At 61.8% G+C, this 26,617-nt stretch carries 22 protein-coding genes; 12 read left to right on the forward strand and 10 right to left on the reverse strand.

The genetic code is table 11. The annotated features are described in order from the left end of the window. Positions 1 to 34: 34 nt before the first annotated feature. The 4 genes from ACRARG_RS11925 to ubiE all read right to left on the reverse strand — a co-directional run bounded on the left by ACRARG_RS11925 (position 35) and on the right by ubiE (position 5,209). Entirely contained in the window at positions 35 to 682 is a 648-nt protein-coding gene (locus tag ACRARG_RS11925; RefSeq protein WP_432690230.1) for a YjbF family lipoprotein, read from the reverse strand. Further along, on the reverse strand, positions 679 to 2,787 hold the full coding sequence (locus tag ACRARG_RS11930) for a YjbH domain-containing protein (protein ID WP_432690231.1): 2,109 nt from the start codon (positions 2,785 to 2,787) through the stop codon (positions 679 to 681). Before ACRARG_RS11930 ends, ACRARG_RS11925 begins: the two co-directional genes overlap by 4 nt. Positions 2,788 to 2,916: 129 nt before the next feature. Then, a complete protein-coding gene (gene ubiB / locus ACRARG_RS11935) occupies positions 2,917 to 4,461 on the reverse strand; it encodes a 2-polyprenylphenol 6-hydroxylase (protein WP_432690232.1) in 1,545 nt (514 codons plus the stop codon). A gap of 1 nt (position 4,462) precedes the next feature. Continuing rightward, positions 4,463 to 5,209 carry a bifunctional demethylmenaquinone methyltransferase/2-methoxy-6-polyprenyl-1,4-benzoquinol methylase UbiE gene (ubiE, locus tag ACRARG_RS11940; RefSeq protein ID WP_432690233.1) on the reverse strand — a complete coding sequence of 249 codons (747 nt, stop codon included), beginning with the start codon at positions 5,207 to 5,209 and terminating at the stop codon, positions 4,463 to 4,465. A gap of 126 nt (positions 5,210 to 5,335) precedes the next feature. Between ubiE and ACRARG_RS11945 the strand changes: the two genes are divergently transcribed. The 4 genes from ACRARG_RS11945 (at position 5,336) to ACRARG_RS11960 (ending at position 8,417) form a co-directional block, all read left to right on the forward strand. Continuing rightward, entirely contained in the window at positions 5,336 to 5,896 is a 561-nt protein-coding gene (locus ACRARG_RS11945; protein WP_432690234.1) for a hypothetical protein, read from the forward strand. Positions 5,897 to 5,902: 6 nt separating this feature from the next. Further along, entirely contained in the window at positions 5,903 to 6,754 is an 852-nt protein-coding gene (gene mutM, locus ACRARG_RS11950; protein ID WP_432690235.1) for a bifunctional DNA-formamidopyrimidine glycosylase/DNA-(apurinic or apyrimidinic site) lyase, read from the forward strand. 66 nt (positions 6,755 to 6,820) lie between these two features. Continuing rightward, entirely contained in the window at positions 6,821 to 7,597 is a 777-nt protein-coding gene (locus ACRARG_RS11955) for an enoyl-CoA hydratase (protein ID WP_432690236.1), read from the forward strand. A 34-nt stretch (positions 7,598 to 7,631) separates the two neighbouring features. Beyond that, positions 7,632 to 8,417 (forward strand): SDR family oxidoreductase, encoded by a 786-nt coding sequence (locus tag ACRARG_RS11960; protein ID WP_432690237.1) that lies wholly within the window; start codon positions 7,632 to 7,634, stop codon positions 8,415 to 8,417. Here ACRARG_RS11960 and ACRARG_RS11965 read toward each other — a convergent pair. From ACRARG_RS11965 to ACRARG_RS11980, 4 genes are all read right to left on the reverse strand, one after another. Continuing rightward, positions 8,414 to 9,898 carry a tripartite tricarboxylate transporter permease gene (locus ACRARG_RS11965; protein ID WP_432690238.1) on the reverse strand — a complete coding sequence of 495 codons (1,485 nt, stop codon included), beginning with the start codon at positions 9,896 to 9,898 and terminating at the stop codon, positions 8,414 to 8,416. The two genes, ACRARG_RS11960 and ACRARG_RS11965, sit on opposite strands and share 4 nt — an antisense overlap. Before the next feature lie 15 nt (positions 9,899 to 9,913). Beyond that, the gene (locus ACRARG_RS11970) at positions 9,914 to 10,363 is read right to left on the reverse strand and encodes a tripartite tricarboxylate transporter TctB family protein (RefSeq protein ID WP_432690239.1); all 450 of its coding nucleotides are present in this window, start codon (positions 10,361 to 10,363) and stop codon (positions 9,914 to 9,916) included. Between the two features lie 89 nt (positions 10,364 to 10,452). Next, the gene (locus ACRARG_RS11975) at positions 10,453 to 11,391 is read right to left on the reverse strand and encodes a tripartite tricarboxylate transporter substrate binding protein (protein ID WP_432690240.1); all 939 of its coding nucleotides are present in this window, start codon (positions 11,389 to 11,391) and stop codon (positions 10,453 to 10,455) included. Continuing rightward, positions 11,388 to 12,566 (reverse strand): NAD(P)/FAD-dependent oxidoreductase, encoded by a 1,179-nt coding sequence (locus ACRARG_RS11980; RefSeq protein WP_432690241.1) that lies wholly within the window; start codon positions 12,564 to 12,566, stop codon positions 11,388 to 11,390. The genes ACRARG_RS11975 and ACRARG_RS11980 overlap by 4 nt, the downstream gene beginning before the upstream one ends. Positions 12,567 to 12,677: 111 nt before the next feature. Between ACRARG_RS11980 and ACRARG_RS11985 the strand changes: the two genes are divergently transcribed. The 7 genes from ACRARG_RS11985 to ACRARG_RS12015 all read left to right on the forward strand — a co-directional run bounded on the left by ACRARG_RS11985 (position 12,678) and on the right by ACRARG_RS12015 (position 19,160). Continuing rightward, positions 12,678 to 13,280 carry a helix-turn-helix domain-containing protein gene (locus tag ACRARG_RS11985; protein WP_432690242.1) on the forward strand — a complete coding sequence of 201 codons (603 nt, stop codon included), beginning with the start codon at positions 12,678 to 12,680 and terminating at the stop codon, positions 13,278 to 13,280. 138 nt (positions 13,281 to 13,418) lie between these two features. Beyond that, entirely contained in the window at positions 13,419 to 13,682 is a 264-nt protein-coding gene (rpsT, locus tag ACRARG_RS11990) for a 30S ribosomal protein S20 (protein WP_432690243.1), read from the forward strand. Positions 13,683 to 14,195: 513 nt separating this feature from the next. Continuing rightward, positions 14,196 to 15,608 carry a chromosomal replication initiator protein DnaA gene (dnaA, locus tag ACRARG_RS11995; protein ID WP_432690244.1) on the forward strand — a complete coding sequence of 471 codons (1,413 nt, stop codon included), beginning with the start codon at positions 14,196 to 14,198 and terminating at the stop codon, positions 15,606 to 15,608. A gap of 205 nt (positions 15,609 to 15,813) precedes the next feature. Beyond that, positions 15,814 to 16,929, forward strand: coding sequence for a DNA polymerase III subunit beta (gene dnaN, locus ACRARG_RS12000; protein ID WP_432690245.1), 1,116 nt, complete (start codon positions 15,814 to 15,816; stop codon positions 16,927 to 16,929). 67 nt (positions 16,930 to 16,996) lie between these two features. After that, positions 16,997 to 18,100, forward strand: coding sequence for a DNA replication/repair protein RecF (gene recF / locus ACRARG_RS12005; protein WP_432690246.1), 1,104 nt, complete (start codon positions 16,997 to 16,999; stop codon positions 18,098 to 18,100). An 11-nt stretch (positions 18,101 to 18,111) separates the two neighbouring features. Beyond that, the gene (locus ACRARG_RS12010) at positions 18,112 to 18,543 is read left to right on the forward strand and encodes a VOC family protein (RefSeq protein ID WP_432691365.1); all 432 of its coding nucleotides are present in this window, start codon (positions 18,112 to 18,114) and stop codon (positions 18,541 to 18,543) included. Beyond that, positions 18,540 to 19,160 (forward strand): LysE family translocator, encoded by a 621-nt coding sequence (locus ACRARG_RS12015; protein WP_432690247.1) that lies wholly within the window; start codon positions 18,540 to 18,542, stop codon positions 19,158 to 19,160. Before ACRARG_RS12010 ends, ACRARG_RS12015 begins: the two co-directional genes overlap by 4 nt. Here ACRARG_RS12015 and ACRARG_RS12020 read toward each other — a convergent pair. Then, on the reverse strand, positions 19,152 to 19,766 hold the full coding sequence (locus tag ACRARG_RS12020) for a glutathione S-transferase family protein (RefSeq protein WP_432690248.1): 615 nt from the start codon (positions 19,764 to 19,766) through the stop codon (positions 19,152 to 19,154). The genes ACRARG_RS12015 and ACRARG_RS12020 overlap by 9 nt on opposite strands. Before the next feature lie 162 nt (positions 19,767 to 19,928). On the opposite strand from ACRARG_RS12020, the gene gyrB reads away from it, so the two are divergent. Next, a complete protein-coding gene (gene gyrB / locus ACRARG_RS12025) occupies positions 19,929 to 22,346 on the forward strand; it encodes a DNA topoisomerase (ATP-hydrolyzing) subunit B (protein ID WP_432690249.1) in 2,418 nt (805 codons plus the stop codon). 252 nt (positions 22,347 to 22,598) lie between these two features. On the opposite strand, the gene ACRARG_RS12030 is transcribed toward gyrB, so the two are convergent. Continuing rightward, positions 22,599 to 26,294, reverse strand: a complete 3,696-nt coding sequence (locus ACRARG_RS12030; RefSeq protein ID WP_432690250.1) for an anti-phage protein Upx-like protein — start codon at positions 26,292 to 26,294, stop codon at positions 22,599 to 22,601. Between the last annotated feature and the right edge of the window lie 323 nt (positions 26,295 to 26,617).

Below are 26,617 nucleotides of genomic sequence, written 5' to 3' on the forward strand. Positions count from 1 at the left end.
CTTTTGACCGATCATTTGGCTGCCGTAAGCGGGATCAGCGCAGCCGCGTTATGGTGATGTAGCCGACCAGCGGGGACACCCACTGCCGGGCAGATCGGATCTCGCCACGCGATCCCAGGCTGTAGCTATTCTCAAAAGACGTCTCGCCATCGCGACAGGACTCGGACAGGGCGCCGCCCGGTCCCGCTGTGACGGTGCAGCTGGCCGTGACGGTCTGGGTGACATATTCCGGCGTCAGATAAGTTTGCTTGTGCGACACGGGCCCGGATGCCCCGCTTGTCAGCGTCGTTGCCAGTGCAGCGACATCCGACGCCATCATATCCTGCTTCAGACCACGGGTTTCTGCCAGAACACCGCGATAGGTGGTCAGCGTCCTGCGGTCCGGCGCGCCCCAGACGACATAGTTGCCATTCGACTGAATCTCGAACAGGACGCGCGCTTGTGGATCGTCTTCGAATTTCACCATCAAGACCGGCCGGTCTGTGGCCGCCAGGGCGCGCCGGGCGACCTCTTCCGGCGGAATGATCGCGGCAGGCTCGGCCGCCAGCCCTTCGGCCTTATCCGCCAGCAGCTGGCCCATCATCACGATCGGCAGGTCTTTGGCGCCGTTACCGCAGGCCGAAAGCATCGATATCAGGCCGAGGCAGATGCAGCTGCGTCCGGCACCAAGGGTTCGTTTCATCGCCAGAATTTTCCCCAGCTTTTGGCCATTTCTGGCTGATGAGCATCGCGGATCTCGTCATATAGCCGGCCGCGGACTTCGACTTTGGCAGCCCCGTCACGCGTGAGCGACGACACGTCGAGATCCGCTGTATTGCGATTTGCCGTTCCAAGCGCCCAGGACAGCGGGATGCTGATCCGGAAGCCCTTGTCAAAGGACCCCTCGCCGAAGGCTTCGGAGGAGATGTTGGTCTTGGAGGCAAAGGCACCGACGATCCAGCCATTGGCAAATTCGCGGTCGATGGACAGGGTCGCACCATAATCGCCCGCAAGGTAGCGACCGACGTCCAGCTGCCCGGTAAAACCGTGCCCGATATCATAATAGGCAGAGGCATGGCCGGTGAAGGTGTCGTAATCCTGCAATCCGAAGAGCCGGTCATAGTCCCGCTTGGCGACGTAGTTCGCCTCGATCCCGAGCGCCAGCCGGCTGGTCGCCGGTTTCCACAGCACCTCACCGGAGATGCCGGCATAGGAGGTCTCAAGATACCCGACCGTCAGGCGACTGTAGAGGTCTTCACCATGGCGGCCGTATTTGGTCAGCGTGAGATAATCGATACCGGGGTCGTGGCCCTCACGGTAGCGGGCGCCATCCGTTCTGACGACCGGCACGTCGCCTGTCGTGGCGCCGGCACCGCCGCGCCCCAGACCGTCCAGATTTCCCGCCACCCTGGCAGAAACGGCACCTTCCGCGACCCAGCCCGGCGCAAAATTATAGCTCGCCTTCAGCCTGAGCCCGACATCGGCCCGCAATGGGGAGCCGGGATCAAAGAAACCCAGCCCGGCATAGGGGCCAAAGCTCCACTTCAGGCGGGGGAAACTGCCTTCGACCGGGCTGAGAACGCCTGCCTGCTCCATCCCGCCGCTGAAAACGGCACGATCCAGGATAGCGGAGGCCGGCGCATGTTCCAGAGCCTCGATATCACGGCGTTTCAGCGTGACGGACCCGATTGGAATACCCTTGTAGGTCTGGGTAATCACGAAAGTCTCGACCGAGGCGGGCAGGACCCGGGTCATCGCCCGTGCCGTGCGCCCGACAGCCATGGATTCGATGTCGTAAGTGTCGTTCAGCAAAACGACCTGCGCGCTTTGGCTGTCGATCCGCAGCGCCTGTACCTTGAGTTTTTCCAGTTCAAGAAGATCGGTCAGCGACTTGCCGGCGGAGCGGCGGCGGCTGTCGTCCACGGACCAGCCAAGGTCGGCAATATCGGCGCGGTTCCGCACCGCGACAGGAAGCGGCGCGTTATCCGTCCCCGGATTGCCGACGGTCTTGGGATTGGTGGCAAACTTCAGCGACAGTCCGAATTCGGACCCGTACATATAGTAGGCCGAGATGTCGAAACCCTGGGCAACATGATAGGTTGCGCCGATATTCCAGGGCGATTCCGGTGTGAAGGCGCGGCCGCGTCCGGTGGTTTCCCGCGCATAAATGTCTGACGAATATTCGGCCATGACCGCAAAGTCGGGTGTCACGTCGAAACTGAGACCGCCGAAGGCTGCAACGTCACCACGAAACCATTTGTCGTAGCTCGGGATCCCGCCACGCCCCAGAAAGCCGGTCGGCCGGTCTCCGGTTGATCCGATAGGGTTCCGCGATCCGAGCCGCCCCCAGCCCAGGCCGCCCGTCACCCTGAGCCGTCCGCCGGCAAAGCCCTTGGTCGCGGCAATGAATTCGCCGCCATAAATGCCGGTACCGACCAGATCCTGAAGCCCGATCTTGACCGCAGGCCAGTACTGCCCCTCTTTCACCAGAAGGTAGGACAAGTCGAAGGACCGGTCGTAATAGACGTCAAAGCCCGGCACATAGATATTGCGCAGCTCCGAATACCGGAAGGCACCGGACAGGCGCGGCGTGATCTGAAACGACAGGGTGCCCCGCGTCTGACCAGCAAAACTGGAAATGGTTGTCGACAATTGTGCATCCGGCGCCATCTCCGCCGTGGGCATGTCGATCAGACCGCCGGGGCGGCCATAGGCATTGGTCTTGCGCGTGACGAGCGTGTCGGAATTCGCGGCTGGCGCCATGGCGATGCCGAGGGCGGCCAGCGATGTCAGTATGCGGCGTTTCAAGTAGGTCTCCGTCGCTCCCGTTTTGGGCGGGCTTTGGCCTCACATTAGGTAACTGGCCGGGCATGTCAAAGGCTGCCGCCATCAGCCTGCAGATTATGGCCCGGTGTCTCACCCAGGCCGCAGGCTTGGCTAGCCTGAGGCGATCCTGAGCGCTAGAACAAGTGCGGAAATGGCGATCCCCAGCGTGGCGCCGACAAGCAGATACAGCCATCCCGGCACATCGCGCCCGGTTCGGACGCCGGTTCGCCCAGACACCTGTTCGGCCAGCGCGCGTTCCACCAGCACCGGCAGACGCGGGCCGAAACGGGTCAGGACCTCGGCCGTTTTGCCCAGATCGCGGGCCAGCGCACGCGGGCCGAGGCTTCTTCGGATGTAATCCTCCACCACGGGGCGGGCGACTTCCCATATGTTCAGCTGCGGCGAAAGTGACCGCGCCACCCCTTCCACCACAACCATGGTGCGCTGCAGCAGGATAAGTTCCGTCCGCGTCTCCATGCCAAATCGTTCGGTGACATCGAACAGGTAAGACAGCAGCCGGCCCATGGAAATCTTGGTGGCATCCATGCCGAAGATGGGTTCGCCCACGGCCCTCAGCGCCCGGGCGAACTCGTCCACATCGCGGTCTGCGGGCACGTAGCCGGCCTCAAAGTGCACCTTGGCGACGCGGTCGTAATCGCGCTTGATAAAACCATAGAGGATCTCGGCGTAGACGCGGCGGGTATATTCGTCGATATGACCCATGATCCCGAAATCATAGGCAAGAATGGTCCCGTCCGCGGCGACCTTGAGGTTGCCCTGATGCATGTCGGCGTGAAAATACCCGTCGCGCAAAGCGTGATTTAGGAAAAGCGTCAGCACACGGGCACCAAGTTCGTGCCGGTTGAGGCCCATCGCATCAATCGCAACGTTATCGCCCAGCGATACGCCCTCTGCCCAGGTCATGGTCATAACCCGGCGGCCACTCTGATGCCAAAGCACCTTGGGCAGGCGGAACCCCGCGTCGCCCTCGGTATTGGCCGCGAAGGTAGAAGCAGAGGCCGCCTCCAGCCTCAGGTCGAGCTCCCCGCGTACCACGCCATCGAAATGCTTGATCACGTCAGTGGGCTTCAGCCTGCGGGAGGCCGGCGACAGGAGCTCGATCATCGAGGCGGCAAAATAGAAGGCGTCGATATCGCGACGAAAGGCCCGCTCGATGCCGGGGCGGAGCACTTTGACCGCGACCTCCTCTCCGGTATCGGTCAGCCGGGCGCGGTGAACCTGCGCGATGGATGCAGCCGCCACAGGCGCCGAAAACGCGCTGTATATCTCATCCACCGGACGTTCCAGTTCCGCCTCGACCATACGTTTGGCGGTTTCGGTGTCGAATGCGGGCAACTGGTCCTGAAGGACGCGCAGCTGCACGGCCAGCTCTTCGCCCACCAGATCGGGCCGGGTCGAAAGGACCTGACCGAACTTGATATAGGCAGGGCCCAGAGCGGTGAGCGCCCGTGTTGCAGGTGGCATCGCCGGGTCGCCCTTGGCCCCCAGCCACTGGAAGGGCCAGCCAAGCACCCGCGCGGCCATCCGAAGCAGCGGCGGCGCATCATAGGCATCCAGAACCACATTCATCGCACCCGTCCGCTCCAGCGTCGCGCCGGTGCGGATCAGTCGCCAGATATTATGCGGGCCACGCATGTCAGATTTTCCAGCCGGAATGCAGGGCGGCAATGCCCAGCGTCAGGTTGCGATATTTGGCCTGACCAAAGCCCGCATCGCGGACCATCTGCAGAAAGGTGTCCTGATCGGGGAACTTCCGGATCGACTCGACAAGGTACTGGTAGCTGTCACGGTCATTCGCGATCATCTGACCCATCGCCGGGATCATATTGAAACTGTAGCGGTCATAGGCCCACTGTAGTGCCGGCGTGGGGATCTGCGAAAACTCCAGCACCATCAGGCGGCCGCCGGGTTTCAGCACGCGGAAGGCCTCTGCCAGTGCCTGTTCGGGGCGGGTCACGTTCCGGATGCCGAAGCTGATCGTGTAGACATCGAAGGTGCTGTCCGGAAAGGGCAGGGCCATCGCATCGCCCACCACCCAGTCGAGGCTGTCCGACATCTTCCCGGCCTCCGCCCGCTTGCGACCCTCCACAAGCATCGGTTCAGTCAGGTCCAGCACAGTCGCATGGCCCGATCCGGCGCGGTTCAGAAACCGGAAAGAGATATCGCCGGTGCCGCCCGCGACATCCAGCAGATGCTGGCCCGCACGCGGCGCCAGCCAGTCCATCATCGCATCCTTCCAGAGCCGGTGAATGCCAAGGCTCATCACATCGTTCATCACGTCATAGCGCGACGCAACAGAGGAGAAGACGCCCTGCACCCGGCCGGCTTTCTCGCCCTCGGGCACGGTCTCAAAGCCGAAATGCGTGGTTCTGTCGTCGGTCATCGGGTCCGTCCGCGGCTTCAGGGGCGGCCAAAAGCCTGCCATTTTTGTGCCCATTTCCAGTGCCATAGTTAATGCCAAGACACAAACGTCAATGATGCCGCAAAGGCACAGATAGAGGCAGAGCAGATGGACCTCAGGCTGATACTCGGGCTTGCGCTCGCAGTGCAGATCGCCGTTTTGGCGATCCGCTATACCAATGTTTCCAAAAGAATTTCGCGGTTTACCAAAGACCTGGAAGATCGCGGTCTGGTGCATCGCCAGCAGATCGACCGGCTGGATCCGGCGCTGTTTGCCCCCGGCACGCCCGCGACCGAACATCGCGTGCCGCTGGCGGTCCGGCTCCTGACCATCGCGATTTGCGGCGTGATCCTGCTGCGTGCCGCGCAGGTTGCCGTCGAACAGCCGGGCACCTGGACCTGGGGCCTGATGCTGGTCCCGGCACTGGCCTATGTTGCGGCCTATCTCTGGCAGTTCACCGTCCGGATCGAGGGGCGCACGATTTCCGTCATGACGCTCGGGTTCCGGACGCAGGAATACCGGCTCGACCGTCTGGTCCAGCTTCACGATGACGGGATCCCGGCCTACCGGCTGCGCTTCGAGGGTGGCAAAACCGCATTGGTTCTGAAATACGTGCACGGTCATTCCCTGATGCGCCGCGCTCTGGACGAGGCGCTCGCCACCCGGTGATCGCCCATGCCCGAACTGCCCGAGGTTGAAACCGTCCGCACCGGCCTCGCGCCGTCGATGGAGGGGGCCGTCATCGCCCGCGCCACGGTCAACCGCCCCGACCTGCGCTGGCCCTTCCCCGAACGGATGGCGGAACGGCTGACCGGCGCACGGGTGGACCGGCTGCGCAGGCGGTCGAAATATATCCTCGCCGATCTGGATAGCGGTGAGACCCTGCTGATCCACCTTGGCATGTCAGGCCGCATGACCGTTTCCGGCGATCCGCTGGGCGTTTTTCACCACGACCATCCGATGCCCGAAAAACATGATCACGTTGTCTTTGACATGGAAAATGGCGCCCGGATCACCTTCAACGACCCCCGCCGGTTCGGCGCGATGGACCTCTTCCCGACCTCCGCCGGAGAGGCGCATCCGCTGCTGGCGTCGCTGGGCCCGGAGCCGCTGGGCAATGCCTTTGCCGAACCCTACCTGATCGCCGCGCTGAAACCCCGCCGGACGCCAATCAAATCCGCCCTGCTCGACCAGCATGTGGTTGCGGGGCTTGGCAATATCTACGTCTGCGAGGCGCTCTACCGGGCTCGCATCAACCCGACCCGGCGCTGCGACCGGATCGCGGGCGACCGCATCGGCGCGCTGGTCCCGATCGTCCGCGACGTGCTGGCAGAGGCGATCACAGCGGGGGGCTCATCGCTCAAGGATTACCGCCGCGCGGATGGCGAGCTGGGCTATTTCCAGCATTCCTTCCGCGTCTATGGCCGGGAGGGAGAGACCTGCCGGACAGAGGGCTGCGGCACCACGATTCGGCGCATCGTGCAGTCTGGCCGGTCCACATTCTACTGTCCGCAATGTCAAAGATAACTTGATCCCGGGGGGCAAAGTGCTACGGAATCGCCCCTAACACTCACAACCGGGATACCCCATTTCATGGCCTACGAGACGATTATCGTCGAGATCGAAGACCACATCGCGCTGATCAAGCTGAACCGGCCCGACGCGATGAATGCCCTTAACACGCAGGTTTTCTCTGAACTGGCCGATGCGCTTGGCGCCGCACAGGACAACAACCAGGTCCGCTGCATCGTCATCACCGGCACGGAAAAGTTCTTTGCCGCCGGTGCCGACATCAAGATGATGTCCGAACTCAGCTTCACCGATGTCTTCATGGGTGACCTCTTCACCGCAGAGACCGGCGCGATCCTCCGGGTCCGCAAGCCGATCATCGCAGCTGTTGCAGGCTATGCGCTTGGCGGCGGTTGCGAACTGGCGATGATGTGCGATTTCATCATTGCAGGCGACAATGCCAAGTTCGGCCAGCCGGAGATCAACCTGGGCGTCATCGCCGGTATCGGCGGCACGCAGCGCCTGACCCGCTTTGTCGGCAAGTCCAAGGCGATGGACATGAACCTGACCGGCCGCTTCATGGATGCCGAGGAGGCGGAGCGCGCGGGCCTCGTGTCGCGCGTCGTGCCCGTCAAGAAGCTGATGGAAGAGGTCATGGGCGCCGCTGCCAAGATTGCGGAGAAATCCATGGTCTCTGCCGTGGCGGTCAAGGAATCGGTCAACCGCGCCTATGAAACGCCGCTGAACGAGGGGCTTCTGTTTGAACGGCGGCTTTTCAACGGGCTCTTTGCCACGGATGACCAGAAGGAAGGCATGAACGCCTTCCTTGAGAAACGGGCACCACAGTTCCGGGACAAATAACCGGAACCGCCCGTCCGACAGGGGAGGAGATCGGATGGATATGGAGGGAAAGGTCGCCATTGTCACAGGTGGCGCCCAGGGCATTGGCGCCGCACTGGCGCGGGCCCTGCATCGCGAGGGCGCGAAACATGTCTGTGTCTGCGACCTGAGCGAGGACAAGGCCCGGGCCGTCGCGGAGGAGATCGGCGGCACCGGCCTGCGCGTCGATGTCCGTGACGGCGCCCAGATCACCGCGATGATCGACCGGATCGAGGCGGCGTATGGTCCGGTCGACCTCATGTGCTCCAACGCCGGCATCGCCAATGGCTTCGACCCTCAGATCGTTAATGCGGCGGGCGCGCCCGACGAAGCCTGGCAGGCCGCGTGGGAGGTCAACGTCATGGCCCATATCCATGCCGCCCGCGTGCTGGTGCCGCGCATGATCACCCGCGGATCGGGCTATTTCCTGCATACGGTCAGCGCGGCGGGTCTGCTCAGCCAGATCGGCAGCGCGACCTATTCGACGACCAAACATGCCGCAGTGGGCTTTGCCGAAAATCTGGCGATTTCGCACCGGGATCAGGGGATTCGTGTCTCCATCCTCTGTCCGCAGGGGGTGGCGACGCCGATGCTCTCGGGGATCGGTGCGGAAGGGCCGCAGGCCGGGGATGGGGTGCTGACGCCTGAGGAGGTGGCCGACGCCGCCATCGCGGGCATCAGGGCCGAGCAGTTCCTGATCCTGCCGCATCCGCAGGTCCAGGGCTATATGGAGGCCAAGGCCAGCAACTATGGCCGCTGGATCGGTGGCATGGCCAAGTTCCAGCGCAGCTTCAAAGCCTAGGCTTTCCGACCCAGCCAGATCGTTGTCACGACAGCGACACCCAGCAGGACCAGCGCGATCGGGTGCTGGGCCAGCGCCAGCGGGTTGCCGTCCAGGATGACCAAGGACTGGCCAAGCGACCGTTCAAACCCTTCGCCCAGGAAAAAGGCGATGATGAAGACGATCACCGGGTAGCCGAGCGCCGTCATCCCATAGCCGACCACCGCCGACAGCAGCATCAGCCCGACACCGAACAGCCCGCCGGTCGACAGATAGACACCCACGAAACAGAAGATCAGCGCGGAGGGGAAGATCACCGATTCCGGCGCCCGGATCACCCGGGTCCAGAGCCTGAGCGACACCTGCCCGATGATCAGGTTCATCAGGTTGGCCATCAGCATCGCGCCGAACAACCCATATATCAGCCGTCCCTGCGTCTGAAACAGCAAAGGCCCCGGCTGGATGCCGTGGATCTTGAAGGCCGATATCAGCAGCGCAGCCCCGATCGACCCGGGAATGCCGATGCCAAGCAGCGGGATCAGATTGGCCCCCATCACGGCGGAATTGGCGCTTTCCGTGGCGGCGATGCCGCGCAGGTTGCCCTGCCCGAACTCCGGCCCGTCCCCCTTTGGTCCGCGTTTCGCGGCGGCATAGGACATATAGGCCGCTGCGGTAGACCCGATGCCCGGGATCGCTCCAAGAACAGTGCCGACAAAGGCCCCCCGCGCCATGGCCGCCCGGCAGGACCAGTATTCGGCCAGGCTGACGCGCTGATCTTTGGGATCGCCATCCAATGTGATGGTTGGTTGCGGTCCGGTTCGGCGGGCGGCGGCGATGCGTCGGAAAATCTCGGCGACGGCCAGCATGCCGACGGTGACGGCGACCAGCGAGGCCCCGTCATAAAGTTCAAAAAAACCGAAATAGAACCGGGGTGTCCCCTGTTCTGGGTCCAGACCCACGGTCGAAAGCAGCAGACCCGCAAAAGCCGCGATCAACCCTTTCACGAGGCTGTCCCCGATCAGGCCCGAGATGATGGAAAAGGCAAAGACCATCAGCGCAAGGATTTCGACCGGTCCCATCTTCAGCGCCAGCCCGGCCAGCGGCGCGGCGAGGGTGATCAGAACCAGATCGGATGCCGTATCCCCGGTGACCGAGGCATAAAGCGCCATCCTCGTCGCTTTCACAGGCTTGCCGGAGCGTGCCAGCGGGTAGCCGTCCAGCGCCGTAGCCGCGGCATCCGGCGTGCCGGGCGTATTGATCAGCACAGCCGGGATCGCGCCGCCAAAGAGCCCGCCCTTATTGATTCCGACGAGGAAAGAGATCGCGACGAGCGGGTCGAGCGCGTAGGTAAAGGGGATAGCGATCGCCATCGCCATGATCGGGCCAATGCCCGGAATGGCCCCGACCATCTGTCCTGCCGCCACGCCCAGGGCGACGAACACCAGGTTCACCAGCGTGAAGGCATCTGCAAACCCGTTCAGGATGATGGAAAAGTCTGGCATCGGGGCAACGTGAGCTCAGGGAAGCGGCCGGTCCAGCAGGACCCGGACGACAAGATAAGTGACAGCAGGCGCGCCCAGAACCGCGCCTGCGATGCAGGCGGGCCGCCTTTCCCGAAACAGGGCAACCAGAACACCGGCAAAGACAGGAGCCACCGGAAGAAAGCCGACCCGCCCCATCGCCCATAGCGCGATGACAGAAGCGGTGGCAGCAGCGACGACGATGACGATATCGTCTCCGACCGGCTGCAGATCACCGCGTGGCCGCGCGCACTGCACCAGTCCCAGAAGGACAAAGGCCCAGGCGCAGATGGTCGGGATCGTATCGGGGCGCAGCCAGCCCGAACCGGTCGAGTCAGTATTCGCCGGAATAATCCAGAGCAACAGGGCGCCCCCCAAAGCGGCAACCGCAAGCCCGGCGATCCGATTGGCCGGATGTCCGGCGCTCCTGTCAGAACCATTGGACATCAGGTCATTCCCGATCGCGCAGGGCGGGGCGGCCCGGAACGGTTGGTCGCGGCGGCCATGCCGCGGCCTCCCGTCCCGCCCCATTCAGCTCACTTGCCAAAAAGCGTTCCGACGTTGGCCAGGCCCGCATCCATCATGGCCCTGGTTTCATCCGGACCCGCCATTGACGGCTCTGTATGCATGGAATTCATGATCGCCTCTTTGGTCGTCTCGGACGACAGCGCGGCGCCAATGGCCGAACTCAGCGCCTCTTTGGCCTCTTCCGGCAGGCCGGCGGGCGCGGCGATGTAGAACCAGGGATCGACGAAGATATCGAAACCCTGCTCCTGCACGGTGGGCGTGTCAGCGTCATAGCTGGCGCGGCTGGCATTGGCCGCAGCGATCATCTTGACGTCCCCGCTGTCGAGGTAGGGGATATGTGCACCGGCGCTGAACGCCGCGACCACATGCCCGCCCAGCAGCTGCTGGAGGCTTTCTGCCGCGGATTTTGCCGACACCATCTTGACCCCGGCATCAGACTGGCCGTTGACGAAATTCATCATCAATTCCTGAGGCTTGGCGTCATACGCCATGAGGGCACCGCCCGAGTCCTTGGAATAGGCGATCAGCCCTTCCAGATCGTCAAAAGGCGCATCCGCTTTGGCGATAATTGCAAGTTCCGCAAGCGCGACAGTATGCAGGTAGTCAAAACTGTCGAGCGTAAAGGGAATCTCGTCCGGCCGGATCGTCAGATTGACCAGAACCGGCATCGTCACACCCATGCCGAGCGTCTGTCCATCCGCCGGCACCGTTGCGAGCTGGGTAAACATCGCGATACCGCCGCCACCCGGCTTGTTTTCGACCACAAAATCCCAGCCGGTGCTCTCGCCCATTTCCTTGGCGATCAGGCGTCCCAGCGTATCCGTCTCTCCGCCGGCACCAAACCCGATCCAGAGCTTGATCGGTCCGGACGGCGCCCAGTCCGCGACAGCAACACCGGCATACAGGATCGTCGCGGCCGCTGCGGCAAATAAAGTCTTAACTTTCATGAGTCTCTCCTTGTTGGTATTTTGTCGGATTGCCCGGCATCCCGCGTCAAAAAACGCTGCGGAGACAGGGCTGAAATATCGAGGCCGCTCGACTGAAGCAGCGGATGCATCGGCGCATCGGCCATCAGATGCGCGGTAAGTCGGGCCAGTGCCGGCGCTGTCTGGATTCCGAACCCACCTTGCCCCGCCAGCCAGAAAAACCCAGGCGCGTCAGCATCATACCCGCATATCGGCGTGCGATCCGGCAGGAACGTTCGCAGACCGGCCCATTTGGCGACGATGCGCCGAACATCCAGCTGGAACGCGGTGGTCACCCGGTCGACCGCATGGGCGACTTCCATCTCGTCAGGTTGAGAATCGGTCGGAAGCGAGGGCGTTTCATTGGCGGGAGAGGCCAGAAGTTTTCCGGCCTCGGGCTTCAGGTAGAACGCTTCATCGGCGTCCACGACCATCGGCATATTGGTAATATCGACATCGGGAGGCGGGTCGAAGGTGACCGCGCTCCGCCTCAAAGGCGTCAGGCCGATTGGAGTGATCCCGGCAAGCCTGGCCAGATCATCCGCCCAGGATCCGGCCGCATTGACGACCTGCCGGGCGTGGATGACCTGCGCGCCGGCTTCGATCCGCCATTCGCCCGCATAAAACTGCATGGCCGTGACATCCGTTTTGGTCAGGATTTCGCCGCCATTGGCGCGGATTCGCCGGGCATACCCCTGCATCATCGCGTGGACATCGATATCCCGGGCGTCCGAGTTCAGGAAACCGGCCGCAGCATAGCCCGGCCGGATGAGCGGCACCCGCCTCTCGATCTCATCGCCGTCAATCCAGCGCAGATACCCCGTATTTTCCAGAGTTTCGAACATCTCTCTCAGCGCGTCCGCCTGGTCCGCCCGCGCGATCCTGACAAGGCCGCGACAGGTCAGCAGCGGTCGCTCGGCAAATCCGTCAGGCGGCGAATTCAGGAAATCGTCAGAGGCGCGCGTCAAGGCGCGCACAACGTCATTTCCGTAGGTCTGCGCAAGGATTGCCGCCGAACGGCCCGTCGAATGATAGGCCGGCTGCGACTCGCGTTCGAGCACGATCACCCGCTCAAATTCGGAAAGTTCGGCCGCTGCGGAAAAACCGGCAATGCCGCCGCCAATTATTGCGATCTGGAAATCGTCCGACCTGTGCACAGGCTTTCCTTAAGCAGCAACTGTCATATATATAAATGTATCAGAAACGCAGACGGGTCGAAAGCCAAAATTTTCCAATCGGAAAATTCTTCAGCGACGGAAGATGCAGAAATGACGTCAGGACCGAACACAAGCGTCACACAAGAGACAGTTCCCAGCCGGACCGCTCTGGGTCAGAGATTGAAAGACCTCAGGGAGGCGAGAGGCCTGACAATCCAGACAGTGGCGGACCGCAGCGGCCTGGCAATTTCGACCATTTCCAAGATCGAACGCGGGCTGATGGCGCCCACATACGACAGATTTTCGGGCCTGGCGCGGGGGCTGGGTGTCGATCTTTCCGAACTGTTTTCCGAACGGGGCGGCGCGTTTGAGCCGGGAACCTGCGCAATCGCAAGGGCCGGTGAATTCGGCTTTCTCGAGACCGAGAATTACACCTATGAGATGCTGTTTCCCGACGTCCGTGGAAAGAAGATGATCCCGATGATGGGGACATTGAAACCGCTTCAGAAGATGGCCTTCGAAAGAATGGTGACCCATCCCGGCGAAGAATTTCTGATGGTCCTGGAAGGACAGGTGATTGTGCAGCTCGAAGGCCGCGAGGACGTGATCCTGAATCAGGGCGAGATGATGTATTTCGACAGCGGTCGGGGGCATCTCTATGCGTCGCAGGGCGATCAGAATGCCCGGATCCTCGTGGTCTGTTCCCAGAACTGACAGCGACGGACGCCAGGAACCGCGGTTCATTTCCCTCGAACGGACGATTCCGGCGCCAACCCGGTTGACTTGATGACGACTCGGGCCTATTAGCGCGGCTTCAGAATACGTGAACCCGAGCAATGGGACATTAGAGTTATGGCAAATTCGCCTCAATCGAAGAAGCGCGCCCGCCAGATGGTCACCCGCACTGCGGTGAACAAAGGGCGCCGCTCGCGCATCCGCACCTTCCTTCGCAAGGTGGAAGAGGCGATTGCGACGGGTGACAAATCTGCGGCCACCGCCGCCCTGCAGGCAGCTCAGCCCGAGCTGATGCGCGGCGTCACCAAAGGTGTGATGCACAAAAATACTGCGGCTCGTAAGATGTCGCGTCTGTCCGCCCGCGTGAAGGCAATCGCCTGACCGTCGGAACCCGGCAGAAATTCAGGAAGGGCGCCGCGAAATCGGCGCCCTTTTCTTTTTTGCCGATTTTTCAATAGGGCCTGTGGCCGTTCCGCCACCGGAATCGGATTCGGTTTCAGCAAGTCCTGAGTCAAGCGCTTCTTGGCGTTGCGCACTTCGCGTGAGAGTTGCTAGTTTCAATCTTGCGATTCACATCGTCTTGGGGGGCACAGTCGATCCGGCCCGGATCAACGTCGCGGGGAGAGCCTTTTTTGATTGGCTCTGTTGACGTTAAGGGAACCGGACGCTGTCCAAAAGAAAAGACGAAGCAAACAACTATGAGGCGAGCGGTTCTGCACACATGCGCTCACTCGAAGTGTATGCTTCAGCCTGTCGTGCTGCTGCGGCTCAACCGTACCCACGGGTCCGGTAACGGGTAAGTCTGTCCAAGCGATCTGGGTTGCCGGTCGGGGGTAAGGTCCCGGTCGTCATACGCTTTGGACAAGAATACGAGCTGGGGGCTAACGATAAATTATGACCAAAGACCAATGGGGCACACTGAAGCAGAACATTCTGCGGAACGTGGGCGAGCATAACTACAAAAGCTGGATCGAACCGCTGCAGTTTGACCGCACCGAAGATGACATCGCCGTCATCATTGCGCCGAATGCCTGGGCAGGGACCTATGTTGCCCGCAATTTCGGCGAGCTTATTCTGAACGAGGTTTCCGCCGTCAATCACGTGGTTCGCCGGCTGGAATTCACGGCGGACAGAGCAGCGAATACCGGCGACGCGCCTGCGACCGTAGCCGCACCGGCGGTTACCGAGCCGGCGGCACCAGCGACCAATGCGGCGCCCGCGCCTGCGCCGGCGTCGACTGCAAAACCCAGTGCTCTTGATGCGATGCTGCAGCCCGCGCCGCTTGATCCGCGGTTTACCTTTGATCGGTTCGTTGTCGGCAAGCCGAACGAGCTGGCCCATGCCGCCGCGCGCCGTGTTGCCGAAGGCGGGCCAGTCACCTTCAACCCGTTGTTTCTGTACGGCGGCGTTGGGCTCGGCAAGACCCACCTGATGCATGCGATCGCCAATGAGCTGGCACAGAACAAGCCGGAGCTGACGGTTGTCTACCTGTCAGCAGAGCAGTTCATGTACCGGTTTGTTCAGGCCATCCGGGAACGCCGGACCATGGATTTCAAATCCCTGTTCCGGACTGTCGACGTTCTGATGGTCGACGATGTCCAGTTCATCGCCGGCAAGGAATCGACTCAGGAAGAATTCTTCCACACGTTCAACGCACTGGTGGATCAGAACAAACAGATCATCATCTCCGGCGACCGGGCGCCCGGCGAGATGACGATGATGGAGGAGCGGATCCGGTCCCGTCTGCAATGCGGTCTGATCGTCGATCTCCATCCGACCGACTACGAGCTCCGCCTCGGCATCCTGCAGAGCAAGGTCGAAGCGCATCGCGCGCAATATCCCGATCTTAAGATGGCGGACGGCGTTCTGGAATTCCTCGCGCACCGCATTTCGACCAATGTGAGGGTTCTGGAAGGTGCGCTGACCCGGCTTTTCGCCTTTTCGTCCCTGGTGGGGCGCGAGATTACGCTTGATCTGACCCAGGAATGCCTGGCTGACATCCTCCGGGCCTCCGATCGCAAGATCACGGTTGAGGAAATCCAGCGCAAGGTGGCAGAGCATTACAACATCCGCCTGTCGGATATTATTGGTCCCAAACGCGTCCGGACCTATGCGCGTCCGCGCCAGGTCGCGATGTATCTTGCCAAGGTACTGACCTCCCGCTCGCTGCCCGAGATCGGGCGACGCTTCGGCGGTCGGGATCATACGACGGTGATCCATGGGGTAAAGCGGATCGAAGAGTTGAAGCTTCAGGACGCCCAGATCGCCGAGGATGTCGAGCTTTTGCGGCGGGCCCTGGAGGCGTAGCGCCGCGGCGCAGGGACAATCAGAGAACACCAATACCCCGCGCCCGGCGGGGTATCTTTTTTGAAGCGCCCGGAGCCTGACGCCGGTGCAGCGTCTTGACGCCCCGCTCAAACAATCGGAAAACCGGACATACCCCTTGTCAGGCCGGTGAAAACAGGTAGTTTCCCGGTCCCGGCCTTGAACAGGATCGCACAGGAGTAGGGTCATGAAGCTCAGCATCGAACGCGCAGCACTGCTGAAAGCCGTGTCGCAGGCCCAGTCCGTCGTCGAACGGCGCAATACGATCCCGATCCTGGCCAACGTCCTGATCGAAGCAGAGGGCAACGATGTCCAGTTTCGTGCGACCGACCTGGATATCGAGGTGGTGGACAAGGCGCCAGCCATGGTCGAACGCGCCGGGGCCACGACGGTCAGCGCTGTCACCCTGCACGAGATCGTTCGCAAACTGCCTGACGGTGCCATGGTCACACTCGAAGACGGCGGGGCCGGTCGCCTGGTCGTGACCGCCGGCCGGTCGCATTTCGATCTGGCGACGCTGCCCAAGGAAGATTTCCCGGTCATGGCGTCGTCTGAATATGCGTCGAATTTCTCGGCCCCGGCGCCGGTCCTGCGCAGACTTTTCGACAAGTCGAAATTTGCCATTTCGACCGAAGAGACGCGGTACTATCTGAACGGCGTCTACATGCATGTGGCCGAATCCGAGAACGGCCGGGTGCTGCGCTGTGTGGCCACGGATGGCCACCGCCTGGCCCGGATCGATGCGGAGTTGCCCGAGGGTGCAGAGGATATGCCCGGGGTGATCGTACCGCGCAAAACCGTGGGCGAGCTGCGCAAGCTGCTGGATGACGACGAGCTGAAGGTGGCTGTGTCGGTCAGTGAGACCAAGGTGCGCTTTGCGACGCCCGACATCACGCTGACCTCAAAGGTCATCGACGGCACCTTCCCCGACTATACCCGCGTGATCCCGACCGGGAACACGAAAACGATGGAAGTCGATGCCTCCGATTTCGCCCGCGCGGTGGACCGGGTCGCCACGGTGTCTTCCGAACGCTCGCGCGCGGTGAAGCTGGCGCTGGACGAGGACCGGCTGGTCCTGTCGGTCAATGCGCCCGACAGCGGTGCGGCGGAAGAAGAGCTGGCCGTGGCCTATGGCGACGAGCGGCTGGAGATCGGGTTCAACGCGAAATACCTGCTGGAGATCGCCAGCCAGGTGGATCGTGAGAATGCGGTCTTCCTGTTCAATTCGGCAGGCGACCCGACGCTGATGCGGGAAGGATCGGATACCTCGGCGGTCTACGTCGTGATGCCGATGCGCGTGTGATGGGACGCCGCTGGCGCGGCGTAGCCTTCGGCGAGAGTATTTCTGGAAAGATGAAGATGGGGGGCGCGTGGGACGGCTCTGTCTGACCCGGCTGACCCTGTCGCATTTCCGGTCCTACCGGCGGGCGGAGCTTGCCGTGGACGGGCGGCCCGTGGCGATTCACGGGCCGAACGGGGCCGGCAAGACATCGCTGCTGGAGGCGGTGTCGCTGTTTTCGCCGGGGCGCGGTCTGCGCCGTGCGGGCGCGGAGGACCTGATCCGGCGGCCGGAGGCTCTGGGCTGGAAGCTGAAGGGCGTGCTGACCTCCCTGCATCAGGTGCATGAGCTGGAGACGGGGGCGGAGCCCGGACAGTCGCGCGCCGTGCGGATCGATGAGAAAGCGGCCGCGCAGGCAGCATTGGGACGCGTGGCGCGGATCCTGTGGCTTGTGCCGTCGATGGACCGGCTCTGGATCGAAGGGGCGGAGGGGCGGCGGCGGTTTCTTGACCGCATGGTTCTGAGTTTCCTGCCCGGTCATGCGGAGGTGTCGGTTGCCTATGAAAAGGCCATGCGGGAACGGAACCGGCTGCTGAAGGACATGGTACGGGATGCCCATTGGTACGTGGCGCTGGAGGGGCAGATGGCGGAGGCTGGGGCGCAGATCATTGCCAACCGGCGAATGGCGCTTGAGATGATCAGCGCGGCGACGCGGGATGCGCAGACGGCCTTTCCGGCGCCCGATCTGTCGCTGAGCCATTCGGAGGGTGATCTGCCGGACGGTGTGGACGCGCTGAAAGAGGCGCTGGCGGAGGGGCGGCGGCGTGACCTTGCGGCCGGGCGGACGCTGATCGGCCCGCATCGCGTGGATATGGAGGCGCATTGGGCGGCCAAGGGGATTGCGGCGCGGGATGCCTCTACCGGAGAGCAGAAGGCGCTGCTGATCTCGCTGATCCTGGCCAATGCGCGGGCGCTGGCTGCGGATTTTGGTGCACCGCCCATAGTGTTGCTGGATGAGGTGGCGGCGCATCTGGACGCCGGGCGGCGTGCCGCGCTGTATCATGAGGTCTGTGCGCTTGGCGCCCAGGCCTGGATGACGGGCACGGGCGCGGAGCTTTTTGCGGAGCTGGGCGACCGGGCGCAGCATGTGCATGTGACGGAGGAAGCTGGCGAGAGCCAGATCAGAATGGAGTGAAGAGTATGACGATGACGGCGCAGCGCGTGAGCCTGATCACCCTTGGGGTGGCGGACCTGGACCGGTCGAAAGCTTTTTACGCTGCCAATGGATGGCAGCCTCTGCCCGGGCCCGACGGGGTCGTCTTTTACCGGATGCAGGGCATGGCTCTTGGCCTGTTCGGCATTGACGCCCTGGCCGAGGATCAGGGGCGCAGGGGGGAAACACTCGGGACCGGCGCCATGACGCTTGCCCAGAATTTTCCCGATCGCGCGGCAGTGGATGCGGCCTTCAGCCGGGCGCTGGCTGCGGGCGGCACAGAGCTCAAACGGCCTGAGCCGGTATTCTGGGGTGGATATTCCGGATATTACGCCGATCCCGACGGGCATGTCTGGGAACTGGCGCATAACCCGTTCTGGACCGTGAACGATGATGGCAGCCTGACAATACCGGATCCCGAATGACCCTGACCCTGACCGAGCTCGGCTTTTACGCCGGGGCCCTTTTCATCCTGTTCCTGACGCCCGGACCGGTCTGGCTGGCGCTGACGGCCCGCGCCCTTTCGGGCGGTTTCCGATCCGCATGGCCGCTGGCCCTGGGTGTGGTGATCGGAGACGCGCTCTGGCCTCTTCTTGCGATTCTCGGCGTCAGCTGGATTGTCAGCCAGGTCGAGGCCTTCATGACCATTCTGCGCTACGTCGGCGCCGCCATGTTCCTGATCATGGGATTTCTGCTGATCCGCAATGCCGGCAAGACCATCGCATCGGACAGCCGCCTGACACGGCCCGGCATGTGGGCCGGATTTCTGGCGGGACTGGTCGTGATCCTTGGCAACCCGAAGGCCATCCTGTTTTACATGGGCGTCCTGCCGGGATTTTTTGACCTCACGGCTATCGGATGGGCCGATATCGCCGCGATCATGGCCGTATCAATGGTCGTGCCTTTTATCGGCAATCTTATCTTTGCCCTGATGGTCGACCGCGTGCGCCTGGTGCTGTCCTCCGGTCGCGCGATCCGGCGGGTCAACATCACGGCCGGATGCCTGATGATACTGGTCGGTATTCTGATTGCTCTACTTTAGAGCGGCGTTCTCCGCATCCAGCCGGTCCTGGCCAGATGCAAAGGCGGGGCGCTGTGCGCATCGCTCCAGATAATCCGCCACATGCGGAACGGGCCGATAAAGCCCGAAACGCGCCAGATAGGCGATCGAACTGGCCATCATCGCATCTGCCATCGTGAAGCGATCGCTGGCCATCCACTCCCGCCCTTTCAGCTGGCTTTCAAAGGCGCCGACCATGCGTTCGAACGTGCCCCAGGGGTAAGCTTCGGACATGCTGGGAATATCGGCGAAGCGTTCGGTCATGGCCGGTTCCAGCGCAGACGGGGTAAAGAACATCCAGTAAAGGTATGGCCCCCGATCCGGCGCATCCGGTGCCGGCGCCAGATCGCCCATGCTGTACCGGTCGGCCAGATAGAGCGCGATTGCGGCGCTATCGGACAAAAACACCTCGCCATCGCGCAGGGCAGGGACCTTGCGAAGCGGGCTAGCGCGCTGAAAATCTTCGGTAAAAGCCGGCGGATCAGCGCGGAAATCCATCCTCTCTAGCTGGTAGGGCTGACCGATTTCTTCGAGAATCCAGAACATGCGCTCGGCGCGGCTCTGGGGGTTCCAGTACAGGGTGATCATCTTTGGGTCCTGGTGCTATAGGCATGGATATCCGGCTGTGACCGGACCCTAAGGCCAATTCCCGAAATCGGCAACGGACAGCCACCAAATCTTGTGTGTTGAGCGTGACAATGCCCCAGCATCCCGTTATAAAATCGTCAAGTTACAGGGGATGAATTTCGCATGGCCGAACCACAAGCCGCAGCGCCGTCGTATGACGCGGATTCCATTAAGGTTCTCAAGGGCTTGGATGCTGTTCGCAAACGCCCGGGCATGTATATCGGCGACACCGACGACGGCTCTGGTCTGCACCACATGATCTACGAGGCCGTGGACAACGGTATCGACGAGGCGCTGGCGGGTCATGCCGACTTTGTGAAGGTCAAAATTCACGCCGATAATTCGGTTTCCGTTCGTGACAACGGGCGCGGGATCCCGGTCAGCATGCACCCGGAGGAAGGCGTCTCTGCTGCGGAGGTCATCATGACCCAGCTGCACGCCGGCGGGAAATTCGACCAGAATTCCTACAAGGTCTCAGGTGGTCTGCACGGCGTCGGGATTTCGGTGGTGAACGCCCTGTCGGACTGGCTGGAGCTGCGCATCTGGCGTGACGACAAGGAGCATTACGTCCGCTTTGAGAATTCCGTGACCGTGGCGCCGCTGAAGGTCGTCGGCGACGCCGTGGGCGAGAAGGGCACAGAGGTGCGCTTCCTCTCCTCCACCCAGACCTTCTCAAACCTCGATTACGACTATGCGACGCTGGAGAAGCGCCTGCGCGAACTGGCTTTCCTGAACTCCGGTGTGCGCATCGTGCTGGAAGACGAACGCCCCGCCGAGCCGCTGAAGACGGAGCTATACTACGACGGCGGCGTCAAGGAATTCGTCAAATACCTCGACCGGTCCAAGCAACCGATGATGCCCGAGCCGATCTATGTCGAGGGCGAGAAAGACGGCATCGGCGTCGAGGTCGCGATGTGGTGGAACGACAGCTACCATGAGAACGTCCTGCCCTTCACCAACAACATCCCCCAGCGGGACGGCGGCACCCATATGGCAGGCTTCCGCGGCGCGCTGACCCGGACCCTGACCAAATACGCAGCCGAGTCGGGCATCGCCAAGAAGGAGAAAATCTCCTTCACCGGTGACGATGCCCGCGAAGGTCTGACCTGTGTTCTGTCTGTGAAGGTGCCGGACCCCAAGTTCTCCTCCCAGACCAAGGACAAGCTGGTCTCGTCGGAGGTGCGCCCGGCGGTCGAGAACCTGATGAACGAAAAGCTCTCCGAATGGTTCGAAGAAAACCCGAACGAGGCCAAGATGATCGTCGGCAAGATCATCGAGGCGGCGCTGGCCCGCGAAGCCGCCCGCAAGGCGCGCGAACTGACCCGGCGCAAGACGGCGCTGGACGTCAACTATCTCGCCGGGAAACTCAAGGACTGCTCTGAAAAGGACCCGTCCAAGACCGAAGTCTTCCTCGTCGAGGGTGACTCTGCCGGTGGCTCCGCCCAGACCGGCCGGGACCGCGGCACCCAGGCGGTCCTGCCCCTGCGCGGCAAGATCCTTAATGTGGAACGCGCGCGCTTTGACCGCATGCTGTCGAGCCAAGAGATCGGCAACCTTGTGATGGCGCTTGGCACTGGCATTGGCCGGGACGAGTTCGACATCAAGAAGCTGCGCTACCACAAGATCGTCATCATGACCGACGCCGACGTCGACGGCGCCCATATCCGCACCCTGTTGCTGACCTTCTTCTACCGTCAGATGCCGGAGCTGATCGAGGGCGGGTACCTCTATATCGCCCAGCCGCCGCTCTACAAGGTTTCCCGAGGTAAGTCAGAGGTTTACCTGAAAGATCAGGCCGCGCTGGAAGACTATCTCATCAACCAGGGCACCGAGGGCGCCGTGCTGCGCCTGACCACTGGCGAAGAGATTTCGGGCATGGATCTCGTCCGCGTCGTCGAAGGCGCCCGTCAGGTGAAACGCATCCTTGACGTCTTTCCGACGCAGTACCCCCGCCATATCCTGGAACAGGCGGCTATTGCCGGCGCTTTCGAAAGCGGCAAGGCCGATGCTGACCTGCAGGGCGTGGCCGATCAGGTTGCACAGCGTCTGGATCAGATCGCGGCGGAATACGAACGCGGCTGGCAGGGTCGGATCACCCAGGATCACGGCATCCGCCTGTCGCGCGTATTGCGCGGGGTCGAGGAACTGCGGACGCTGGACGGGGCGGTCCTGCGCTCTGGCGAGGCGCGGCGTCTGGGTCAGATGACCGGCAATCTGCAGAATGTCTACGGCGATCCGGCACATCTGGTGCGCCGCGACCGCACGCAAATGATCCAGGGCCCGCTTGGCCTGCTGGCGGCGATCCTCGAAGAGGGCGAACGCGGACTTCAGCTGCAGCGCTACAAGGGCCTGGGCGAGATGAACCCGGACCAGCTGTGGGAAACCACGCTGGACCCGGACGCCCGCACTCTGCTGCAGGTTCAGGTCGATGACATGGCAGAAGCGGATGATCTCTTTACCAAGCTCATGGGTGACGTGGTCGAACCGCGCCGTGAATTTATTCAAGCCAATGCGCTGAACGTGGAAAATCTGGATATCTGACGGGTTGTAGGATCGCGCATAATCGTGCGCGGTCCCCATAAGTTTGCGCGAATTGCCCATAATCTTGCGCGGTCGGAAAAAACGGGATCCTGAGCGGAGCGAAAAAACACTGGAAATTTCTCGTGTTTCTGCGTTTTGCCAGATCATGAGGTAGTCAACTTTCCTCCTGCTCATGTGGGTCGGAAGCGATCTTTCCCCCGGTTCCTACCAACGACCGAATCCGCTGCGCTTGCTGGGTCATCGAAGCCCTGGCTACAAAGCGACAAGATCGGCAGTCGTCCCTACCCAGAGCTTTTCGCTCATCCGGTCGATGGCGAACTGCATTGGAACTGTGTTGGAGAAAACCAGCCCGGCTTCGATGCTCGGATCGGTGATCCCGAGGAACGCGGAAAACGCAGCGGAGTTCGTCCTCGCAAGTGTCCACCGGTTGAGATGCTTCGCGAGGCGATCCGGCTTTCCGCGATCGTTCGTCGTGCCTCGAAAGTTGGCAAGCTGCTTCGCCACTTCGCTGGGCGTCTTCGCAAGCTGTAGTTGCTTGCACTCAAGCAAGAGAACTCGGCCATCGCTACGCCACCCAAGCACGTCGATGTCCCCCGGGTCATCCTCAGGGTCACGGCCAAGAATCTCGCCGAATTTGACCTCTGTGCCAACGGACCACCCCAACCGACTCAATTCGGTGGCCACCTGCTCTTGGAACGCATGACCCCGTTCGTTCGCCATCTTGCCTGCCCAACGACGCATCCCGGGCGAAGACAGCCGCGGTGCATCATAACTGCCGTCATACATGTTCCCGACGGTTGCCGTGAGGCCTTCTCGGACCAATCCTGGAGCCACGAGAATATCTGCATCCTCTCCGCTGCCCAGCCTGACCAAGGGCCGGCGCGCAATTGAAAGTCGGCGCCGGAAGCGCCAAGGCTGTCGGTCTGAATCGTCGAACCCCGGGGGAAGGTTCTTCCATTCGTCGCGTGGGACGCTCTCGAGCTGCTCGATTACGGTATCGGCGTCCGGGATTTCCTTCTTGAGTTGGTCGATCAGGTTCTTGCGAGGAAGTGACAGCCAAGCCAGTCCCTGCTTGATGCAGAGATCCTCCAATGCGTCGATGGTGCAACGATAGGACAGGAGGCTTGCACCCAGTTCGTCCTCCCAAGCCTTCTCGAAATCCGTGCTCCGACCGTCCTGATCTGGCCCCTCAGGCAATTCGGGTGTCCGAAGATACTCGACGTATGCAGACTGCTCGCGATTGACCTGCTGGTCGGAGAAATCCCTTCCGACAGGGTCCATCACAGACTCGAAGAAGGTAACGTCAATCTGCACTTCTCCGGCAGGAGATATCCGTATTTCCGGCTTCATTGCTCCGTATCTTATGGCGTCCGAGTAGCCGCCGAGATGCACGATCATCAGGGCGCGCGCCATGAGCCGGGACAGGTCGATGTCGGCAACCTCGAAGCCGTTCGTTTCAGGACAGTGATGGAGGCCAATCTCCATCAGGAGGCGGCACGCCAACGAGACACCATTCTGCCTGAACAGGTTCTCGGCGATCTCCTCGCGAACAGCCAATTTGTCATCAGACAAGGCAATGATGGCGGGCGCAGTTCTCTTCCATCGACGAGCGTCAATCGCCGAGGCCTCGTGGTTCCGGACCGCAGCCTCTAACAGACTTCGCCTGTCGAACAGAGCAAGATCATCGCAGAGTGCCTTCTCAGCTGCTGCCGTGATCGCGTTCAGTGCCTCGGTGCACTCCGCAATTCCTCGGACCGTCCCTCCCGGTCGATCGACACCACTCCACCCGAGCCCAATGCGGATCGCGCCGTCCTGAATGGCGCTGACTTGAACGACACGCCCTTGATAGGCATCTCTCATGTGGTCGCGGAAGTCCTGCGGCGCGAACGCGTGAAGCTGGCGGGCAAGTGGCGATGGAATGATTTTTTCTGTCAGCGCTACGGCCCGTGTCTCGTCCTGGCCGAGCAAGCGTAACGCACCACGCACGAATGCCTCGACAAGCGTGGCCTCGGCCACATTGTCCGGGTTCGACAACCCGCGCCAGAAATTCGGCAAGACTGTCGTCGTGACGATCGCCGAAGCGCGATTGCACTTGACGTCAATGGAGGCTCGGACCTCGTCAACTCCGGCAGGTATGAGTTCTTCGGCTGGGGTCGGCGGCTGGGGATCGATCCGAAGATCCCAAAGAAGCACGTCGGGGAGTTCGGGCAGGGCCTCCGTGACCACCGGTCCAATCCGCTCCATCCAAGTCCGGAGTGCCTCGAAGGCTCCAAAGCTCGGCCCCGTCACATCATCGGAACGCGGCCGAGATTCTATCCACCATTTCCTGCTGCCTTTCGCCCAGACTGCCCTAAGGCGCCCATGGTTCAAGTCATCAATTGAAGCGTAGATATGTGAGACCCCTCCAGGGGATCGCGCTCCGCTTCCATCCTTCATCACTTCCAGAGGGACGCCGTCTGGTGTCGTCACCAAGCGCCGGTCAAAGCGCTGATGATGCTCGATCCGTGGTCGAAGCTGGCCATTTGTGGGGGCCATGATCATCCCACCTGGCATACCATCCGGAAGTGCTTCATGATGAATCAGGTGTCCACGGTTGCCCAGGGCGTCGCCGACTTGTGCAAGAAGTCCATTAACGTGGCTCACCTGAAATCCCTTCGAGGCCAAATTGCGCTCGGTGATCGCAAGGCGGAAAAGGTCTGACAGCGAGAAATCCGATCGCCAGCCGAGGACCTCCACGTCATAGGCACTCGCCCCTTCGACGAACCACCGGTCGCCTTGATCGCTTAGCCCGACCATTTGGCCCCGCCCAAACCCACACATGATCGCGAGAGTGAGTCCCGCCCTGAAGCCTGGGGTTGCTTCGCACCGTTCTCTGGCTGCCTGGACCGCCGCATTCAGCCCGATAGCTGCCTCATGGCTATTCCGCGCTGAACCCATGAGGCCATCTATTTCGAAGCCTGCCAGGTCGTCGTTCGCAAGAACGACTTGCACCCAGTATCCAGGTTCAATCTCGACTGGCTCACTTGGAACGACCGGGCCGAGGTTCAGCGGCGCGGGTTTCATTCCGATTTCTCGAACCATCGGCGTGTCGAGCAATAGATTCCCGACAGAGCTGAGATGTTGCATACGTAGAGTCGTTTCGGCCCCAGGTCCAAGCAGGCGACAGGCATCGATCACAGCCGTGCGGATTGCAGGGCCGATTGCTGTTGGAAGGCCGACCACGAGCTCCTCACCAAATTGAAGAAACGGCCTGCGGAAGAATGTGCTGTCGCCAGCATATTCCGGAAGCACGTCCCATTTCGCAGGAGGCAGCAGGAAACGGTTCAGCACGACGATCGGAACATCGAGATCGTCGAGGTCCTTTGCGGAGAACGTGACCCATTTGGACAATGTTCGAATTGGGGGCGTCATTGCCTGAGTGATACGTCCCCGCGCTGGGTGCTCGGCACCCAATTCGAACGGAGCAATCCCCGCACGCTCGCAGAGCGTTTCCGAGAGGATAAGGCACGCTCGGCATGCATCCTTCAGGTCAGCGAAGGACTCCGGCATATCCTCCACGATCTTCAGAATGAGTTGAAGATGGAAGCATCCGCCCTCGCTCAAACCCTCCAGGACGCGGTAGTTCACGCCCTCAAAGCTTACGCGTCCTGCGAAGACGTCCTCGGCTGGATCTTCGTGATGACCAACGATCTTACCGGCATCCGTTAACCAATGTGCCAAGTCGCGTTGGCGAGGAGCCTTGGCACCTTTGCACGTAGAGACAACCACATGCGCCAGCATTTCGAGGCGGTATGTCGACGCCTGAAAATCTGGAAGCAGAAGCATCCCCCCGAGAGCGCCAGCCGCGACCCGAGGGTCAAATCCGTTGAACCCCTGGGCGAATCTGGCGACCTTGTTCGCGCTGGAAGCTTGCATAGCCTGTTGGGCGGCGAGGATATTGAAGGGCATTCCGGACATGTCAGGAACATACGGTGAACCTTCCGGAGTTGTCACGGAGTATTCGATGGCGTCGGATTCGTCATTGCGGCCGCGCGGCGCTCCAGAGATACGGCGGCTGGGGGCCCACCTCAGACATTATATAATGGCACTTCGCCGCAGTAGCAGAAACCACAGCCACGTAACTGCGCCGACGTTCACGGGGGGCGCAGAGCGGACGTTCGCTGCTTTGAGCAAGAATGGCTGCTTTTCCGATCAGTCGAACAGGTGTTCAAAGTGGTGTTTGGGGCCATAGTGCCAGAACGTGCCAAGCTGAAGGTCTTGTGACTTGCCAC

The sequence above is a fragment of the Pseudooceanicola profundi genome, assembly GCF_050897955.1.
Lineage (GTDB): Bacteria > Pseudomonadota > Alphaproteobacteria > Rhodobacterales > Rhodobacteraceae > Pseudooceanicola.